The sequence below is a fragment of the Afipia broomeae ATCC 49717 genome (assembly GCF_000314675.2).
Taxonomy (GTDB): Bacteria; Pseudomonadota; Alphaproteobacteria; order Rhizobiales; family Xanthobacteraceae; genus Afipia; species Afipia broomeae.
The window spans coordinates 762,930-780,293 of sequence record NZ_KB375284.1 but is presented as its reverse complement, the minus strand read 5'-3'; the positions used below and the strand labels follow the sequence as shown (position 1 = coordinate 780,293).

Annotated in this window: 14 protein-coding genes; 10 read left to right on the top strand and 4 right to left on the bottom strand. The window is 63.4% G+C overall.

The features are described from left to right. Positions 1-125 precede the first annotated feature (125 nt). The 4 genes from acs (at position 126) to HMPREF9695_RS23335 (ending at position 4,392) form a co-directional block, all read left to right on the top strand. Positions 126-2,078 (top strand): acetate--CoA ligase, encoded by a 1,953-nt coding sequence (acs, locus tag HMPREF9695_RS23350; protein ID WP_006023386.1) that lies wholly within the window; start codon positions 126-128, stop codon positions 2,076-2,078. 26 nt (positions 2,079-2,104) lie between these two features. Further along, positions 2,105-2,500, top strand: a complete 396-nt coding sequence (locus HMPREF9695_RS23345; protein ID WP_006023385.1) for a Kazal-type serine protease inhibitor family protein — start codon at positions 2,105-2,107, stop codon at positions 2,498-2,500. 21 nt (positions 2,501-2,521) lie between these two features. Beyond that, entirely contained in the window at positions 2,522-3,640 is a 1,119-nt protein-coding gene (locus HMPREF9695_RS23340; RefSeq protein WP_006023384.1) for a Kelch repeat-containing protein, read from the top strand. Positions 3,641-3,879: 239 nt separating this feature from the next. Next, on the top strand, positions 3,880-4,392 hold the full coding sequence (locus HMPREF9695_RS23335) for a L,D-transpeptidase (RefSeq protein WP_006023383.1): 513 nt from the start codon (positions 3,880-3,882) through the stop codon (positions 4,390-4,392). A gap of 180 nt (positions 4,393-4,572) precedes the next feature. On the opposite strand, the gene HMPREF9695_RS26505 is transcribed toward HMPREF9695_RS23335, so the two are convergent. Together HMPREF9695_RS26505 and HMPREF9695_RS23325 are read right to left on the bottom strand one after the other, a co-directional pair. Then, on the bottom strand, positions 4,573-5,169 hold the full coding sequence (locus HMPREF9695_RS26505) for a thermonuclease family protein (RefSeq protein WP_157224013.1): 597 nt from the start codon (positions 5,167-5,169) through the stop codon (positions 4,573-4,575). A 71-nt stretch (positions 5,170-5,240) separates the two neighbouring features. Beyond that, on the bottom strand, positions 5,241-5,465 hold the full coding sequence (locus HMPREF9695_RS23325) for a DUF1674 domain-containing protein (RefSeq protein ID WP_006023381.1): 225 nt from the start codon (positions 5,463-5,465) through the stop codon (positions 5,241-5,243). A gap of 252 nt (positions 5,466-5,717) precedes the next feature. Between HMPREF9695_RS23325 and HMPREF9695_RS23320 the strand changes: the two genes are divergently transcribed. The 3 genes from HMPREF9695_RS23320 to purH all read left to right on the top strand — a co-directional run bounded on the left by HMPREF9695_RS23320 (position 5,718) and on the right by purH (position 10,829). Beyond that, positions 5,718-7,064, top strand: coding sequence for an RsmB/NOP family class I SAM-dependent RNA methyltransferase (locus HMPREF9695_RS23320; protein ID WP_006023380.1), 1,347 nt, complete (start codon positions 5,718-5,720; stop codon positions 7,062-7,064). 266 nt (positions 7,065-7,330) lie between these two features. Continuing rightward, positions 7,331-9,085: a heparinase II/III family protein gene (locus tag HMPREF9695_RS23315; protein WP_006023379.1), complete on the top strand. Its 1,755-nt coding sequence runs from the start codon at positions 7,331-7,333 to the stop codon at positions 9,083-9,085. Between the two features lie 151 nt (positions 9,086-9,236). Next, complete coding sequence (gene purH / locus HMPREF9695_RS23310) at positions 9,237-10,829, top strand: bifunctional phosphoribosylaminoimidazolecarboxamide formyltransferase/IMP cyclohydrolase (protein WP_006023378.1); 1,593 nt, start codon at positions 9,237-9,239, stop codon at positions 10,827-10,829. Here the strand turns inward: purH and HMPREF9695_RS23305 are convergent. Next, positions 10,826-12,241 carry an MFS transporter gene (locus HMPREF9695_RS23305; RefSeq protein WP_006023377.1) on the bottom strand — a complete coding sequence of 472 codons (1,416 nt, stop codon included), beginning with the start codon at positions 12,239-12,241 and terminating at the stop codon, positions 10,826-10,828. The two genes, purH and HMPREF9695_RS23305, sit on opposite strands and share 4 nt — an antisense overlap. 147 nt (positions 12,242-12,388) lie before the next feature. Between HMPREF9695_RS23305 and ggt the strand changes: the two genes are divergently transcribed. The 3 genes from ggt to HMPREF9695_RS23290 all read left to right on the top strand — a co-directional run bounded on the left by ggt (position 12,389) and on the right by HMPREF9695_RS23290 (position 16,473). Continuing rightward, positions 12,389-14,134, top strand: coding sequence for a gamma-glutamyltransferase (ggt, locus tag HMPREF9695_RS23300; RefSeq protein WP_006023376.1), 1,746 nt, complete (start codon positions 12,389-12,391; stop codon positions 14,132-14,134). A gap of 145 nt (positions 14,135-14,279) precedes the next feature. Beyond that, positions 14,280-15,578 carry an MFS transporter gene (locus HMPREF9695_RS23295; protein WP_006023375.1) on the top strand — a complete coding sequence of 433 codons (1,299 nt, stop codon included), beginning with the start codon at positions 14,280-14,282 and terminating at the stop codon, positions 15,576-15,578. After that, positions 15,571-16,473 carry an amidohydrolase family protein gene (locus HMPREF9695_RS23290; RefSeq protein ID WP_006023374.1) on the top strand — a complete coding sequence of 301 codons (903 nt, stop codon included), beginning with the start codon at positions 15,571-15,573 and terminating at the stop codon, positions 16,471-16,473. The genes HMPREF9695_RS23295 and HMPREF9695_RS23290 overlap by 8 nt, the downstream gene beginning before the upstream one ends. Before the next feature lie 113 nt (positions 16,474-16,586). Here HMPREF9695_RS23290 and HMPREF9695_RS23285 read toward each other — a convergent pair whose 3' ends face one another. Then, the gene (locus HMPREF9695_RS23285; protein WP_006023373.1) at positions 16,587-17,252 is read right to left on the bottom strand and encodes a glutathione S-transferase family protein; all 666 of its coding nucleotides are present in this window, start codon (positions 17,250-17,252) and stop codon (positions 16,587-16,589) included. Between the last annotated feature and the right edge of the window lie 112 nt (positions 17,253-17,364).

Below are 17,364 nucleotides of genomic sequence, written 5' to 3'. Positions count from 1 at the left end.
TCCGACAAAAGTCCTAGTTGCCGCAGCTTGTCGCTGCTGTATGCACAGGCGCATAATAACAAAACAAGAAGAAGCTGCGCGCATGTTGCGACGCGGACGGCCTGCGTGGAGGAAATGAGGAAGCCATGTCCGATAAAATTTACGACGTATCCGCCGAATGGGCGAAGCGCGCCTTTATCGACGATGCCAAGTACCGCGAGATGTACGCGCGTTCGGTCAAGGACCCCAACGGCTTCTGGGCCGACGAAGCCTCCCGCCGCCTCGACTGGATCGAGCCTTTCACCAAGGTCGAGAACGTCTCGTTCGCGCCGGGCAACATCTCGATCAAGTGGTTCGAGGACGGCGTCCTGAACGCGGCCTATAACTGCATCGATCGTCATCTCGAGACGCGCGGCGACCAGGTCGCGATCATCTGGGAAGGCGACGATCCGTCGGAATCGAAGAAGATCACCTATCGCGAGCTGCACGACGAAGTCTGCAAGATGGCCAACATCCTGCGGCTGCGGAACGTCAAGAAGGGCGATCGCGTCACCATCTATCTACCGATGATCCCGGAAGCGGCCTACGCGATGCTGGCCTGCGCGCGGATCGGCGCGATCCACTCGGTGGTGTTCGGCGGCTTTTCGCCCGACTCGCTGGCTCAGCGCATCAAGGACTGCAAATCCAACGTCGTCATCACGGCCGACGAAGGTCTGCGCGGCGGCAAGAAGGTGCCGCTCAAGGCCAACCTCGACGCGGCCATCGCCAAGGTCGGCGGCGTCGACTGGGTCGTCGTGGTGAAGCGCACCGGCGGCAAGATCGACATGGATCCGGTGCGCGACGTCTGGCATCACGAAGCCGCGGCGATGGTCGATACCGATTGTCCGGTTGAGCCGATGAACGCGGAAGATCCGCTGTTCATTCTCTACACCTCGGGCTCGACGGGTCAGCCCAAGGGCGTGCTGCACACCACCGGCGGCTATCTCACCTTCGCCTCGATGACGCATCAGTACGTTTTCGACTATCACGAGGGCGACATCTACTGGTGCACGGCGGACGTGGGCTGGGTCACCGGCCATAGCTACATTCTGTACGGGCCGCTCGCCAACGGCGCCACCACGCTAATGTTCGAAGGCGTGCCAAACTATCCGGACAATTCCCGGTTCTGGAATGTGATCGACAAGCACAAGGTCAATATCTTTTACACCGCGCCGACCGCGATCCGCGCCCTGATGCAATCCGGCGACGATCCGGTGAAGAAGACCTCGCGCGCCAGCTTGCGCCTGCTCGGTTCGGTCGGCGAGCCGATCAATCCTGAAGCGTGGGAGTGGTATCACCGCGTGGTCGGCGATGGCCGTTGCCCGATCGTCGATACCTGGTGGCAGACCGAGACCGGCGGCATTCTCATTACGCCGCTGCCCGGCGCGATCGCCCAGAAGCCGGGCTCGGCGACAAAGCCGTTCTTCGGCGTGGTGCCGGAGATCGTTGACGCCGACGGCAAGGTTCTCGAAGGCGAGGCGCAGGGCAACCTCTGCATCGCCAAGTCCTGGCCCGGCCAGATGCGCACGGTCTACGGCGATCATGCGCGTTTCGAGCAGACCTACTTCTCGACCTACAAGAACAAGTACTTCACCGGTGACGGCTGCCGCCGCGATGCCGACGGCTATTACTGGATCACCGGCCGGGTCGATGACGTCATCAACGTGTCGGGTCACCGCATGGGCACCGCGGAAGTCGAAAGCTCGCTGGTCGCGCACGATGCGGTGTCGGAAGCCGCCGTGGTCGGCTATCCGCACGACATCAAGGGTCAGGGCATCTACGCCTATGTGACGCTAATGAAGGGCGTCGAGCCGACGGAGACTCTGCGCAAGGAACTGGTCGCGTGGGTGCGCAAGGACATCGGTCCGATCGCCTCGCCCGATCTGATCCAGTTTGCCCCGGGCCTGCCGAAAACGCGTTCGGGCAAGATCATGCGCCGCATCCTGCGCAAGATCGCGGAAGACGAAGCCGGCGCCCTCGGCGACACTTCGACGCTGGCCGATCCCGCCGTGGTGGACGATCTGGTGCATAACCGGCAGAATAAGAAGGCCAGCGCCTGACGCTGGGGTCTGCCGCTGGGGGATTCATGCGAACGCGCCTCGCTCGTCTGATTACGGCGATCCTGATCGTCATGCTTTGCGTGACGATCAGATCCGGCACATCCGAGGCGGCAAATCTCGGCGAAGCCTGCGGCGGCGCGGCGAACATCACCTGCAATTCGGCGCTCTGGTGCCAAAGGGAAGGCGGGCAATGCAAGGCCGCCGATGCGCCGGGCACATGCGACAAGGCGCCGGCCTTCTGCATGCAGATCCACCGGCCGGTTTGCGGTTGCAACGGCAAGACCTACGCAAACGACTGCGAGCGCCAGAAGGCCAAGGTGCAGCTCGACCATACCGGCGCATGCCCGAAGCCGCCGAAGGAAAACGAGCCAAAGGCGGTGAAGCCGAAGTCAAAGACGCCGAAGAGCGGAAAACAGCAATAATCAGGCCCGGGAGACACCGGCATGGATCGCAGGACTTTCCTCACGAGCACTGCGTCACTCGCACTCGCCGCAACCGCGGCGCGCGCCCAGCATCAGCATACACCGCTGCCGCAGGCTCCGCCGTCATCCGAGCCTTTCACCGGCCTTCGCACCAACGCCCCGCACCACATCTCGCCGGACGAACAGGCGCAGCGCGTGACGGAAAGCCCTGCGCCGCAGGGCGTGCCGGGCCGCTGGGTGACCCGCGCAGCACTGCCGCTGCCCCGCAGCGAGATGGCGTGGGCCACCGAGTGGGCGGGACGTGCGCATATCGTCGGCGGCTACGGTGAAGGCCGCGTCGATCGCACCTATCATCACATCTATGATCCGGCCAAGGATGTCTGGTTCGATGGCGCGCCGTTGCCGCGCGGCGCGAACCATGTCGCGGTCGCGGCGGATGCCGGACGCGTCTACGCGCTCGGCGGCTTCATCGAACAGAATCGCAATCCCGATCACAACGCCTACGCCTATGACGTCGCAGCCAATCGCTGGGACAAGATCGCGCCGCTGCCGCGTCCGCGCGGTGCAGGCGCTGCCGTTGTGTTGAACGGCCGCGTTCACTTGATCGGCGGCGCGTCGGAACCAACCATGGAACGCGCAAGTGTCGGATGGCACGAGGTCTACGATCCGACGACCGACAAATGGATGACGCTGAAAGCGCTGCCCGGCGCACGCGACCATGTCGGCTGTGTCGCGTACAATGGACTCATTCACGTCATCGGCGGACGCTTCAATACGTTCGAATACAACACCGGGCTGCATCATGTGTATGTGCCCGACCGCGATACCTGGGAGACGCGCGCGCCATTGCCGACCACGCGCTCCGGCCACGGGCTTGTGGTGTACCGCGACCGGCTGTTCGCCATGGGCGGTGAAGCCGGTCTCATCTCCAAAGGCCAGATCACGCAGGGCAAGGTGTTCGGCCAGATGGAAAGCTACGATCCGGCCACGGACAAGTGGCAAAGCCATGCGCCGATGCCGACACCGCGTCATGCCGTGGGCGCTGTGACCATCGGCGACTGGATTTATGTCGCGGGCGGCGGCGCCGTCACCGGCGGCGCGGTGCAGTCTGCGGTGCACGAAGCCTTCACTCTCGGCTGATCACAGGCGAAAATCTTCGCTCACAAAAATGTCACCATCCCCGGTGCCTTTAGGCGCGGGTGTTGTTTCCCGGGCATTTACTTTGCCGCCGGAATTTTCTTCTTAAGGTCGCGTTCGGTCCGCCCGTGGGGCTCGTGGAAACCGCCTGTTGAAGCCTTTGCCCCAGGCTGGCGCATCGAAAAGGGTTCCGCGGTCCTGCCCGGATGCCTGCACCGTTCGGAAGCATTTTGGAGGTTGGAATGTTGCGTCAACTCGCGGTGGCTTTCACCGTCACCATGGCTATCGGCCTGTCAGGAACCGTGGCCAGCGCCGCGCCGTCGGTTGTGGCTTCCCCCAACGGCTATGCGCCGGGAACCATCGTGGTGAAGACCAACGAACGCAAACTCTATCTCATTCTCGGCGAGGGCCAGGCGCTGCGCTACCCTGTCGGCGTCGGCAAGGCCGGCAAGCAGTGGGCCGGAGCCACCCGCATCGATGGAAAATATCGTCAGCCTGCATGGTCGCCGCCTGCGGACGTCAAGCGCGACAATCCGAGCATTCCGGATGTCATTCCCGGCGGCTCACCGTCCAATCCGATGGGCGTCGCCGCCATGACGCTGGCCGGCGGCGAATATGCGATCCACGGCACCAACCGTCCGAACTCTGTCGGCGGCTATGTCTCTTACGGCTGCGTGCGGATGTACAACCAGGACATCAGCGACCTGTTCGAGCGCGTCGAGGTCGGCACGCCGGTGGTGGTCACCTCGCGCTGATCGTCAAAACATTCCGATGTGAAAAAAGCCGCGTCATGACGCGGCTTTTTTATTGACCGGCGATGTCTCCGACCGTCATTGCGAGCGAGGCGAAGCAATCCACTCTTGAGAGAGAAGCTGGATTGCTTCGTCGCTACGCTCCTCGCAATGACAACTGGAAACTCTTACCCACGCCGGCTCTTATCTGGCGGACAGCCAACACCAGCCGCCGCGCTTGCCGCCCTGGTACTGGCGCGCATGACCCGATGCGAGCAGTGCCGCTGAGACGCTCGGCGTTCGCCGCGTAGCGGCGTCGGCGACGACACGGCCGTTGTATTTGTCGGGACCGATATTGAAGATCGCAACATCGCCATCGGCGAGCAGCGCACGTAGCGCCTCACCGGAGGCTTCCGCCATCCGTAATTCCTCGGCGCACGCGCCTTTCATTTCAGGCGCATCGATGCCGCGAAGCCGCACGCGCGTCGTCATCTCCAGCCCCGGCCACAGATGGACTCGCGCCTCGAATGTGTCGCCGTCGACCACGCGCACCACCTCGACGGGATGGCGCACACCGGGATTGCCGTCACGGCTCCATGTCGGAGGTGCGGGCTGTTGGGCCGGGCCCGATGCGGACGGATTCGCGGACGCGGTGGACGAGCGCGCCCGTGGCAAATGATCCCTGAGCGGAACCACGGTTCCAGTTGCGATGCCGACGACAAAAATCAGGCCAAGCAGCCAGGGCGGTGAACCGTGGAATGGATGCCGGGATGCCCGATGAAGTGACCGATCTAGGAACATATGCCTAGAATAGGATCAAAAGGACCCTGGCCGCAAGAGCGGAACCGGCGCATCCGTAGTGATGCGTAGGGCTAGAAATCCGAACAAAGCCCTTTGTGTTCCCAGTCCCCGTATCGGGTCGGCTCCAGCCCCTTGGGGCCCTGAACCTCTTTCGCGCGAGAGCTATTGTCCTGCGCGGCCCTGGTTCGCCGCTCCTCCGCTTCCGCGAGCGCTCGCTGCGCTTGCGGGGACAGCGCTTTGCGCGGGGCGATCGTGTTGCCAACGACAGGTTCGGAACGAGTTTGATCATGGGTCATGGCTGACACTCCCGGTGGTCAGAGCCGAAATCAATCTAGACCGACAGCGCGTTCGATCAAGACCCTGCGGCCGATGCAGTCTGACGCCGCCGAGCCGCCTGTCCGTGAGCCAGCTCACATTTCCCAAGATGTTTCAGACAAGACGATTCAGAGACAGACCAATTCTTACATTTGGCATATTCCGATGCCACGACGATACATCCGGTGCGGCGATTGTCGCGTTCCTCCCTGCCAGCGAATGTTTTTTCACACATGAAGCCTTCGAGATTTGTCCCGCCCACCGAGGTGCCCGGCCTCGCAGCGCGCAGGATTGCTGCCGATATTCTCGACGGCGTGCTGCACAAGCACCGCATGCTTGACGATCAGCTCGACGGTCCCGGCGCGCATCCCGGATTGAAGACGCTGGCGGATCGCGATCGCGCGCTGATGCGCCGGCTGGTTGCAACGATTCTGCGGCGGCTCGGCACGCTCGGCCACATCCTCTCACGGCTGCTGGATCGCGGCATTCCGAGCGATGCGCCGCGCGCGCAGAGCGCATTGCTGATCGGCGCGGCGCAAATCCTGTGGATGGATGTTCCCGATCATGCCGCCGTCGACCTGTCGGTGCGGCTCGTGCAGGCGGACCGGCGTGCTGCGAAGTATGCCGGCCTCGTCAACGCGGTGTTGCGGCGCTGCGCGCGTGAGGGCCAGCCGCTGATCGACGAAGTCAAATCGCAGATGCTCGATCTGCCGCCGTGGCTGGTCGCGCGCTGGATCGCGGCCTATGGCGAAGAAGCAACGCGCGCGATGGCCGCCGCCATCAGCGTCGAGCCCGCGCTGGATCTCACAGTCAAGTCCGATCCCGGCGGCTGGGCGACGCGGCTGCATGGCGAGACACTCCCCACCGGCACCGTGCGCACGCTGCTGCACGGGTCGGTTACCATGCTTCCCGGTTTCAACGAAGGCCAGTGGTGGGTGCAGGATGCGGCCGCCGCGATACCGGCCCGGCTGTTCGGTGATGTTAAAGACAAGACCATCGCCGATCTGTGCGCGGCGCCCGGCGGCAAGACCGCGCAACTGGTCCATGCCGGTGCGAAGGTCACTGCGGTCGACCGCTCGCCCAATCGCATCGCGCGCCTGCGCGAGAATCTCTCTCGGCTTTCGCTGGAAGCGGGTACCGCGGTGGCGGATGCGCTCGAATGGCAGCCGGCAGGCGAACTGTTCGACGGCGTGCTGATCGATGCGCCCTGCGCCGCAACCGGGACCATCCGGCGGCATCCCGACGTCGCGTGGCTGAAGCAGGAAGCCGACATCGGCGCGCTCGCCGCCGTGCAGAAGCGCATGCTGCAAAAGGCGGCCACACTGCTGAAGCCTGGTGGAACTCTGGTCTATTGCACCTGTTCGCTTGAGCCCGAGGAGGGCGGGCAGGCCGTCGCAAGCGTCCTTGCGGCCGAATCGGGCCTGCGCCGTGCACCGGTCGGGCGGGATGAAGTGGCGGGACTGGACGAAATTCTCACCGCGGACGGCGACATCCGCACCCTGCCCTCGCATCTCGCCCATGCCGATTCGCGGCTCGGCGGTCTCGACGGCTTCTACGCAGCCCGTCTCATCAAGTCCTGATTCGAATCCCGGGCCGCATCCGATTCGCAAGCCGCCAAACGCGCTCTTGATCCACATGCCAGCGGTCAATGGGGCATCCCGGGGTTGCGTCGGGGGTGCCTTACAGGCATTTCCGGACTACAAAGAGTCGCGGAGATTCCCTCACGGCATGGCGTGCTCGTCGCCGGCGTGAGTTTCGGGGGAGGAATGCTCCGTTTTGTGGGGAACGGTCACGTTCGGCGGCGGCTTTAATCGGGCCACCGGCGTGATTCAGGACAAGGGCGCACGTGGCGGTCGCTTACCGACGACGCATCTCGTCTCTTTTGCTGGGCCGCGCGGCGCGGAACGTACTCGCACGCGCCAGCGGCAAGTCTGTCGCGCTGTCGCGCTTCTGGCCCGGCCGCACCGACCGGCTGCTGATCGCGCCGAATGATCTTCGCACCGTCGATGCCACCCGCGCTTCCGAAATCTATGCCGGGCGTTTTGTCTTCGCAGGAAAGATCGTCACGTCGCACGGCCGATCGATTTTCGAACTCGATCCGCCGTCGGAAGACTGGGAAGCCAATCTGCTCGGATTCGGCTGGCTGCGCCATCTGCGCGCCGCGGACTCCGCCATCACCCGCGCCAATGCCCGCGCCCTGATCGACGACTGGATTTCAAAGCCGATCCGCAAGCGCGGCGTAGGCTGGCGCGCCGACGTGCTGGCGCGGCGGGTGATCTCGCTGCTGTCGCAGGCGCCGCTGGTGCTGAACGACGCCGACGGAAAATTCTATCGCCGCTTCCTGCGCAGCCTCACGCGCGAGATTCGCTATCTGCGCTACACGATGGTCGATATTCCGGACGGCGTACCGCGTCTGCAGGTGCTGATTGCATTGTGTTATGCATCGCTGTGTCTCGCCAATCAGGCCAAGCACATCCGAACCTCGTCGCGCAAACTGTCGGAAGAGCTGCAACGGCAACTGCTTCCCGACGGCGGACACATTTCGCGTAATCCCGGCGCGCTGATCGAGCTGCTGCCAGATCTCTTGCCGCTGCGTCAGACCTTTGCCGCCCGCAACATCGCGCCGCCGCCGGCGCTGCTGAACGCCATCGACCGCATGATGCCGATGCTGCGTTTCTTCCGCCATGGCGACGGCAGTTTCGCATTGTTCAACGGAATGAGCAGCGCGCCATCCGGCCTGCTCGCGACATTGCTGGCCTATGACGACACCCACGGCATTCCGATGTCGAACATGCCGCATTCGGGCTTCCAGCGCCTTGATGCCGGCAATACCGCCGTCATCATGGACACCGGCGCGCCGCCGCCGCCGGCGGTGAGCCGCGACGCCCATGCCGGCTGCCTGTCATTCGAATTGTCGTCCGGCACGGGACGCATCGTTGTCAATTGCGGCATCCCCGCCACCGGCCGCGACAACTGGCGCGCCTTCGCGCGTTCAACCGCTGCGCATTCGACCCTGATCTGCCACGAGACCTCGTCGTGCCAGTTCATCGAGTTGCCTGCGATGAAGCGGATGCTGCAGGGCGCGCCGATCGTCAGCGGGCCATCCAATGTCGGTGTGTTCCGCGAGGCGGCGAACGACAGTATTCAACTGACCGCAACCCATGATGCTTACGCGCGTCAGTTCGGCGTGGTGCATCAGCGCAGCCTGACACTGTCCAGCGACGGCAGCCGGCTCGAAGGCGAAGACACCTTGCTGAACGCCTCAGGCGCATCGACACGCAACAAGCCCGACGATTACGTGCTGCGGTTTCATCTGCATCCGGCGGTGAAGGCCAGCCGCCTCTCGGATGCCCGCGGCGTGATGCTGGTGCTGCCCAACCGCGACGTGTGGACATTCGAGGCGGTCAACGACAAGGTCGATCTGGAAGACAGCGTCTTTCTGGCGGGCTCCGACGGGCCGCGCCGCACCGCCCAGATCGTGATCCGCCAGAACCGGAAGGACTCGCCGAGCGTCCGCTGGAGTTTCACCCGCTCTTCCGCCTCGGCAGCGGTGACCAATGCCCGCCGCGACGCCAGGCGCGAGCCGGAATTGCCGCTGTAGGATCGGCCACCCTGCCGCGTCGTCTCAGCGGCGCCGGAACAGCGGGTAAAAGCGGCATATTTGCTGCGAAAAGTGCGTGGATTGGAGGTTTTGCCCGACAGCAAACCATGCTACCCGGCGGGCAACACCTATCCGAACCAGGACGCACCTTATGGCTGACCACCCGCGCCGCGTTGCGCGCGCACTTCTCTCCGTTTCCGACAAATCCGGCCTGATCGAATTCGCGCGCGCGCTCGCCGGTCACGGCATCGAGCTCGTCTCCACCGGAGGCACCGCCAAGGCCATTGCCGATGCCGGCCTCAAGGTGCGGGACGTGTCGGACCTGACCGGTTTCCCCGAAATGATGGATGGGCGGGTCAAGACGCTGCATCCGAACGTCCACGGCGGATTGCTCGCGATCCGGGACAACGCCGATCACGCCCGCAGCATGAAGGATCACGGCATCGCGCCGATCGATCTTCTGGTGGTCAACCTCTATCCGTTCGAGGCGACAGTGGACAAAGGCGCCTCCGAGGACGATTGCATCGAGAACATCGACATCGGCGGTCCGGCCATGATCCGCGCCGCGGCGAAGAATCATCACGACGTCGCCGTCGTCGTTGAGGCATCCGACTATCAGGCCGTGCTGGATGAACTCAACGCCAACAAGGGCGCGACCACGCTCACCCTGCGCAAAAAGCTTGCGCAGAAAGCTTACGCACGAACGGCCGCTTACGATGCTGCGATCTCGAACTGGTTTGCCGGTCAGCTCAGGATCGATGCGCCGGATTTCCGCGCCTTCGGCGGCAAACTGATCCAGGCGCTGCGCTATGGCGAGAACCCGCATCAGCAGGCATCGTTCTACAAGACTCCCGACCGCCGCTTCGGCGTCGCCACCGCGCGCCAGCTTCAAGGCAAGGAGCTGTCCTACAACAATATCAATGACACCGATGCGGCCTATGAGGCCATCGCGGAGTTCGATGCGAAGCGCACCGCCGCCTGCGTCATCGTCAAGCACGCCAATCCGTGCGGCGTCGCCGAGGGCAAGGACCTCGCCGAAGCCTATCGCAAGGCGCTGGCCTGCGACTCGACCTCGGCCTACGGCGGCATCATCGCATTCAACCGCACGCTCGATGCGGATGCCGCCAATGCAGTGGCCGGCATCTTCACCGAAGTCATCATCGCACCGGACGCAACCGAAGAGGCCATCGCCATCATCGGCAAGCGCAAGAACCTGCGCCTGCTGCTGGCCGGCGGCCTGCCCGATCCGCGCGCAGCAGGATTGACCACCAAGACTGTCGCAGGCGGTCTTCTGGTGCAAACCCGCGATAACGCAGTGGTCGACGACATGACTTTCAAGACCGTCACCAAGCGCGCGCCGACCGGCGCGGAGCTGAACGATCTGCGCTTCGCGTTTCGCGTCGCCAAGCACGTCAAGTCGAACACGATTATTTACGCGAAGGACCTCGCCACCGTCGGCATCGGCGCGGGGCAGATGAGCCGGGTGGATTCGGCGCGCATTGCGGCCCGCAAGGCCGAAGACGCCGCAAAGGAATTGGGATTGGCTGCGCCGATGACCAAGGGTTCGGTGGTGGCGTCCGACGCATTCTTCCCGTTCGCCGACGGCTTGCTGGTGGCTATCGAAGCCGGCGCGACCGCCGTGGTCCAGCCGGGCGGCTCGATGCGCGACAATGAAGTGATCGAAGCTGCCGATGCCCATGGCATCGCCATGGTCTTCACCGGCACGCGGCACTTCAAGCACTAAACCGGAAGCGCCCGAACCGACTGGGCCCTCACCCGCATCAGCAGGGTAAGGCCGCCTGCGAAAAACAGCACCAGAATGGCCATTCCGGCCTTCTGGCTGTCTGCGACATCGGTGACGATCCCGATCAGCAACGGCCCAAAGAACGACGTGACTTTTCCCGTCAGGGCAAACAGTCCGAAGCATTGCGTGATGCGCTCTTTCGGCGCGAGCCGGATCAGCATGGTGCGCGACGCTGCCTGCATCGGGCCCGCGGCAAGGCCGATCAGAAACCCGAGCGCGAGATAGGCTTTCTCCGCGGGAGCGGCAAAGAGCGGTCCGTTCGGCACCGGCGGCGTCACCGGAATAAAGAAGATCGCATCGCGATCGATCAGAAGAATTGCCGCGACGGCTCCGAGAAGAATGACCAGGCTGCCCGCGACGACCGCTTTCGGTCCGAGCCTGTCATCGAGCCGGCCGCCGAGCCACGCACCGATGGTGCCGGAGATCGCCAGCAGAATGCCGAAGGTACCAATCTGAATCGTGTTCCAGCCGAAAGTGCCCGCGGCGTAAATACCGCCGAATGCGAACAGCGACACGAGACCGTCCATATAGATCATGTTCGCGATTAGAAACGCGAGCATGGAGGGTGTTTTCGGCAATCGCACCAGCGTCTCACGCAGTTCGCGCAAACCTTCGCGCACCGCGCCGCGGGCCGGTGTCTTCGCCGCGTGATCGGGCGTGAACAGAAACATCGGCAGCACGAAGATCACGAACCAGACCGCGGTCAGCGGCCCGGTGAGCCGGTCGCCCTGAAACGTCGCGGGATCGAGACCGAAGATCGGCGTGAGACCGAACAGCGTTTTGCCCGTGACCGGATTTGCAGCCATGAAGCCGAGCACGAGGATCAAACTGAGAATTCCGCCGACATAGCCGGTGGCCCATCCGGTGCCTGACAGTCGCCCGATGCGTTCCGGCGGCACGAGTGTCGGCATCATCGCGTTGTTGAACACCGTTGCGAATTCGACGCCGATGGTCGCGATCCCGTAAGCGATCAATAGCGGGACGATGATCGACGGATCTCCGGGTTTGCCTATCCACATCAGCGACGAACCGATCACGAGAAGCGTGCCGAACGCCGCGATCCACGGCTTGCGGCGGCCGCCGGCATCGGCGATCGCGCCGAGCACGGGCGACAGCAAGGCAATGACGAGACCAGCCGCCGCGGTGGCATAACCCCAGCTCGATTGTCCTGCGACCGGATCGGAGGCAACGCGCGAGGCAAAATACGGCGCGAATACGAACGTGGTGATCAGGGTGAAATAAGGCTGCGCGGCCCAGTCGAACAAAATCCAGCCGAAAACCGCCGAACGCGGCGGATAAGTCTGCGGCGACACGTTTGCGTGACTGTTATGCGCCGGAAGAGCTTGAGCCATTATCGAATTTCCTGCCGAATCAACGCGGACATTGTCCGTCGTCGCCGCAAAACCATATAGTGCAGCGGTTCAATTGCCATCGCGTTTTTACCCAGTGTCCTGAATTCGAAGTTCACTTCGTCGAGACGCGGTTTGCCGGAGAAGCCCATGAGCCTGTTTACCCCGTGCCGCGCGCTCGTCTTCTCAATAGGCGCAATCTGCCTGCTGATTGCGCCCACCGTCGCACAGGATTCCCGACACGGATATTACACAGCGCCTGCGCTCGAAGCCGTTCGCCCGGTTGCCGCGAAAAACGGCATGGTTGTCGCACAGGAGAAGATCGCCGCTCAGATCGGCCGCGATGTTCTGGCGCGCGGCGGCAATGCTGTCGATGCCGCTGTCACCACCGGATTCGCCATGGCGGTCACCTATCCGCGCGCAGGCAATATCGGCGGCGGCGGCTTCATGATGATTCATCTGGCGAGCAGCAACGAGGATGTCGCCATCGATTATCGCGAAAGCGCACCGGCCGCCGCCACGCGTGACATGTTTCTGGGCGACGACGGCAAACCCGATATCAAGAAATCGCGCGATCAGGCGCTCGGCATCGGCGTGCCCGGCACCGTTGCAGGACTCGCGCTGGCGCTGGAAAAGTATGGCTCCGGAAAATTCAAACTGGCAGACCTGGTCGCGCCTGCGATTGCACTGGCACGCGATGGCTTCGTGCTCGCGGACGACACCGCCGACACGCTGCCGGACTGGCATCGGCGGATGGCAAGATGGCCCTCGAGCATAAATATCTTCTCGCGTCCCGACGGCACGTCGCTGCAACCGGGCGACCTTCTGACGCAAAGCGATCTTGCGGTCACGCTGGAGGCGATTGCCGCGCAGGGTGTGAGCGGTTTTTATGACGGACCGGTTGCCGAAAAACTGGCTGCCGGAATTCAGGCCGCGGGCGGCATTATCACGCGCGACGATCTCAAAGCGTATCGGCCGATCGTCCGCACGCCGATGCACGGCACCTATCGCGGCTTCGACATTGTCTCGATGCCGCTGCCGTCGTCCGGCGGAACGGTGCTGATCGAAACGCTGAACATTCTGGAGGGTTACAAGCTGCGCGAGATGGGGGCAGGTTCGATCGATGCGCTGCATGTCTCCATTGAAGCGATGAAACGCGCCTACGCCGACCGCGCGCGCTATCTCGGCGATCCTGCTTTCGTCAATGCGCCCACGTTCCAGTTGATCGGGAAAGATTACGCCGCCAGGCAGCGCGCCACCATCGACCTTGCGAAGGCGACGCCCTGGGGCGAAGCAACGGCGGCCGCGCCGCGCGAGGGCAGCAACACCACCCACTATTCGGTGGTCGACAAGGACGGCAATGCCGTCAGCAACACCTACACGCTGAACTTCAGCTACGGCGTCGGCCTCGTCGCGGACGGCACCGGCGTCCTGCTCAACAACGAACTCGATGACTTTACCGCAGCGCCCGGCGCATCGAATGCTTACGGGCTCGTCGGTTTCGAGGCCAACCTGCCCGGCCCCGGCAAGCGGCCGCTGTCATCGATGACACCGACCATCGTGCTGAAAGACGGCAAACCGGTGCTGGTGACGGGTTCGCCCGGCGGCAGCCGGATCATCTCGGCAGTGCTTCAGGTGCTCATCAATACGATCGACTTCGACATGAATGTCGCCGCCGCAGTGTCGGCACCACGGCTGCATCATCAATGGCTGCCGGACGAGGTCCGGGTCGAGCAGGGATTTTCCGAGACGACGCTTGCTGCGCTGCGTGAGCGCGGCCACCGGGTGATCGCACCACTCGGCCAAACCTCGGCCAATTCCATTGCCGTCACGCCCGATGGCCTGCTCGGCGCGCCCGATCCCCGCACCCGCGGCGCGGAAGCCGCTGGTTACTAGATTCATTCAGGCGTGCGTTCCTTCATTTGCCTGATGACAGGTAAGATGATCCGCGTAGAATTTGCCGCACAATAAAGAGCATGAAGCTTCGCGCAATGCGGCGAGCGCGGGGCGGCAAACATGGCCGCGGATATGGGGAGCAACCATGACGAACGTTCAACCGTCGGGCGCGATTGAAATCGCGCCGATCGAAGATACCAGCCTTCTTGCCTTCTACCGCGACATGAACAAGCCGGAGCGGCGGACCTTCTGGGCCTGCTTCGCAGGCTGGTCGCTCGACGGCATGGATTTCATGATCTATCCGCTCGTCATCGGCACCATCATCACGATGTGGAAGGTCGATCCGGGCACGGCCGGTCTCGCCGGCACCGTCACGCTGCTGGCTTCGGCCATCGGCGGCTGGCTCGCAGGCTACCTCTGCGACCGCATCGGCCGCGTGAAGACGCTGCAGATCACCATCATCTGGTTCTCCTTCTTCTCGCTGGTCTGCGCCTTCGTGCAGAACTTCGATCAACTTCTGGTGGCTCGTGCGCTGCTCGGCCTCGGCTTCGGCGGCGAATGGGCTGCGGGCGCCGTGCTGATGGGCGAAGTCATTCGCCCGCAGTATCGTGGCCGCGCAGTGGGATCGGTGCAGTCCGGATGGGCCGTCGGCTGGGGCCTTGCCGTGCTGTCGCAGGCGCTGCTGTTCTCGTATCTGCCGGCGGACGTTGCCTGGCGCTGGATGTTCGCGATCGGCGCATTGCCGGCAATTCTGGTGTTTTTCCTGCGCCGTTATGTGGAAGAGCCGAAGGTCGCCGCCGAAACATTGGCGAAGCAGAAAGTCTCCGGCGACAGTCCGGCACTTTGGGAAATTTTCTCGGGCTCCATTGCGAAGACCACGATCCTTGCCTCGCTCGCGGCAACCGGCTGTCAGGGCGGCTACTACGCCATCACCTTCTGGGTGCCGCGCTTCCTCACCACCGAACGCAAGCTCTCGATCGTCAGTTCCACCGGTTATCTCGCGGCGCTGATTATCGGCTCGTTCGTCGGCTACCTCGTCGGGGCGTGGCTCGCCGACCGGATCGGACGGCGCAACCTGTTCCTGACATTTTCGCTTGGCGCGATGATCGTCGTTCTCGCCTACACGCAATTGCCGCTGACCAATGAAGTGTTGTGGCTGCTGGGCTTCCCGCTCGGCTTCTTTGCCTCGGGCTACTTCTCCGGCATGGGGGCGTTCCTGACGGAGTTGTTCCCGACACGGCTACGCGGCTCGGGACAGGGCTTTTGCTACAATTTCGGACGCGGCATTGGGGCGCTGTTTCCGTTCCTTGTGGGCTGGCTCTCGACATCGACATCGCTCGGCAACGCCATCTGCATCTTCGCGGTGCTGGCCTATGGCCTGTTCTTCCTCGCAGCATTCGCGCTGCCGGAAACCCGCGGCCGGATACTTCACGCCGATGCCTGATCCTATCAACTCGTCAGCAAAAGAGGCCCCGGCTTGTCCGGGGCCTCAGCCCCATCAAAGCGGGCCGACACGCTTCAAGGTCCCGCGCGGGGCAGTCGATACCCACGCCCATGTGATCGGCCTGCCGCCGGATTATCCGTTCATGCCAGGGCGCAGCTACACGCCGCCGGAGGCGACTGCGCGCGATTACATCGCCATGCTGGATGCCACCGGCATGACCTACGGCGTGCTGACGCAAGTCAGTGTGCACGGCACGGACAACCGCCTGATGGCAGATACGCTGCGCGCGCATCGCCAGCGTCTGCGTGGCATCGCGGTGATCCCGCTGGATTGTCCTGAGAAGGAACGCGCGGCGCTGAAAGAAGCAGGTGTCGTCGGCCTGCGCATCAATGTGCTGTATGGCGGCGGTATCGGCTTCGAGCAGGTCGAGAGCTACGCATCATTGTGCCGCGAGATGGGCTGGCACCTGCAATTCCTTGTCGATGCCCGGCAGTTGCCGGAGCTTGCATCGCGGCTGTCAAAGCTGCCGGTGCCATTCCTGATCGATCACATGGGACACTTTCCAACCACAAGCGGAATCGAGAACGAAGGATTCAGGACGCTGATGTCGCTGGTGCGTGATGGCGCCTGGGTGCGGCTGTCCGGTGCCTATCGCAACACCGTCGAAGGCCCGCCCTATCGCGACACGATTCCCTTCGCACACAATCTTGTCGCGGCCGCGCCCGATCGCTGCGTCTGGGGATCGGACTGGCCGCATGTCGCCAACTGGGGCGTCATGATGGGCGTATCGGATCTGCTTGATCTGCTGGCCGACTGGGTGCCGGACAGCACGCTGCGCAACCGCATTCTGGTCGATAATCCGCAGCGGCTGTTCGGATTTCCGCCCGTGCCCTAGCGCCCAAGTACAATAGCGTCATTGCCAACGAAGCGAAGCAATCCATCCTTGCGCCGCCAAGCTGGATTGCTTCGTCGCTTTCGCTCCTCGCAATGACGAAAAATATCCCCGTCTTACCGTCCGACCTGATACGGCCCGCCTTTTTCCAGCGCGCGCTGATAGGCCGGGCGCGCGTGAATACGTTGCAGCCAGGCCCACGCCTTCGGCGAGCTTTCATCGAGACCGGCGCGCGCCGACGCGGCTTCGAGCGGAAAGCTCATCTGGATATCGGCGGCGGTGAACTCGTTGCCCGCGAACCATTCGCTCTTGCCAAGTTCGCCTTCCCAGAACGCGATGTGCTGCTTGAGCTGCGGATTGACCAGCGTGTTGAGCATCTTGCCGAACACCGGCATCAGCAGCGGCCGCATCAGCGCCGGCGCGCGCTTCGGGGCCAGCGTGAACAGCAGCTTCTGAAGCAGCAGCGGCATGGCCGAGCCTTCGGCGTAGTGCAGCCAGTAGGTGTAGCGCAACCGCTCCGGCGTTTTCGGCGGCGGGATCAGACGGCCATTGCCATAGGTGTCGATGATGTATTCGACGATGGCGCCGGATTCCGCGATGGTGTTGCCGTTGTCGGTGATGACCGGCGACTTCCCGAGCGGATGAACCGCGCGCAGCTCCTTCGGCGCGAGCATCGACGGTTGCCGCTGATAGCGCACGATCTCGTAAGGCACGCCCAGCTCCTCCAGCAGCCAGAGCACACGCTGCGAGCGGGAATTATTCAGATGATGAACTGTGAGCATGAGGCGCCGGTCATGGTTCGTTGCGGGGCATCAGTGGTGACAGCCTGTCCTGAGAAAGTCGAGACGGAATTTTACCCGGATTATATTGACAGGGCATTTTTACCCGGGTAAA

Coding starts and splice junctions, on each gene's coding strand:
- acs (WP_006023386.1), top strand. CDS start 126: ATGTCCGATAAAATTTACGACGTATCCGCCGAATGGGCGAAGCGCGCC.
- HMPREF9695_RS23345 (WP_006023385.1), top strand. CDS start 2,105: ATGCGAACGCGCCTCGCTCGTCTGATTACGGCGATCCTGATCGTCATG.
- HMPREF9695_RS23340 (WP_006023384.1), top strand. CDS start 2,522: ATGGATCGCAGGACTTTCCTCACGAGCACTGCGTCACTCGCACTCGCC.
- HMPREF9695_RS23335 (WP_006023383.1), top strand. CDS start 3,880: ATGTTGCGTCAACTCGCGGTGGCTTTCACCGTCACCATGGCTATCGGC.
- HMPREF9695_RS26505 (WP_157224013.1), bottom strand. CDS start 5,169: ATGTTCCTAGATCGGTCACTTCATCGGGCATCCCGGCATCCATTCCAC.
- HMPREF9695_RS23325 (WP_006023381.1), bottom strand. CDS start 5,465: ATGACCCATGATCAAACTCGTTCCGAACCTGTCGTTGGCAACACGATC.
- HMPREF9695_RS23320 (WP_006023380.1), top strand. CDS start 5,718: ATGAAGCCTTCGAGATTTGTCCCGCCCACCGAGGTGCCCGGCCTCGCA.
- purH (WP_006023378.1), top strand. CDS start 9,237: ATGGCTGACCACCCGCGCCGCGTTGCGCGCGCACTTCTCTCCGTTTCC.
- HMPREF9695_RS23305 (WP_006023377.1), bottom strand. CDS start 12,241: ATGGCTCAAGCTCTTCCGGCGCATAACAGTCACGCAAACGTGTCGCCG.
- ggt (WP_006023376.1), top strand. CDS start 12,389: ATGAGCCTGTTTACCCCGTGCCGCGCGCTCGTCTTCTCAATAGGCGCA.
- HMPREF9695_RS23295 (WP_006023375.1), top strand. CDS start 14,280: ATGACGAACGTTCAACCGTCGGGCGCGATTGAAATCGCGCCGATCGAA.
- HMPREF9695_RS23290 (WP_006023374.1), top strand. CDS start 15,571: ATGCCTGATCCTATCAACTCGTCAGCAAAAGAGGCCCCGGCTTGTCCG.
- HMPREF9695_RS23285 (WP_006023373.1), bottom strand. CDS start 17,252: ATGCTCACAGTTCATCATCTGAATAATTCCCGCTCGCAGCGTGTGCTC.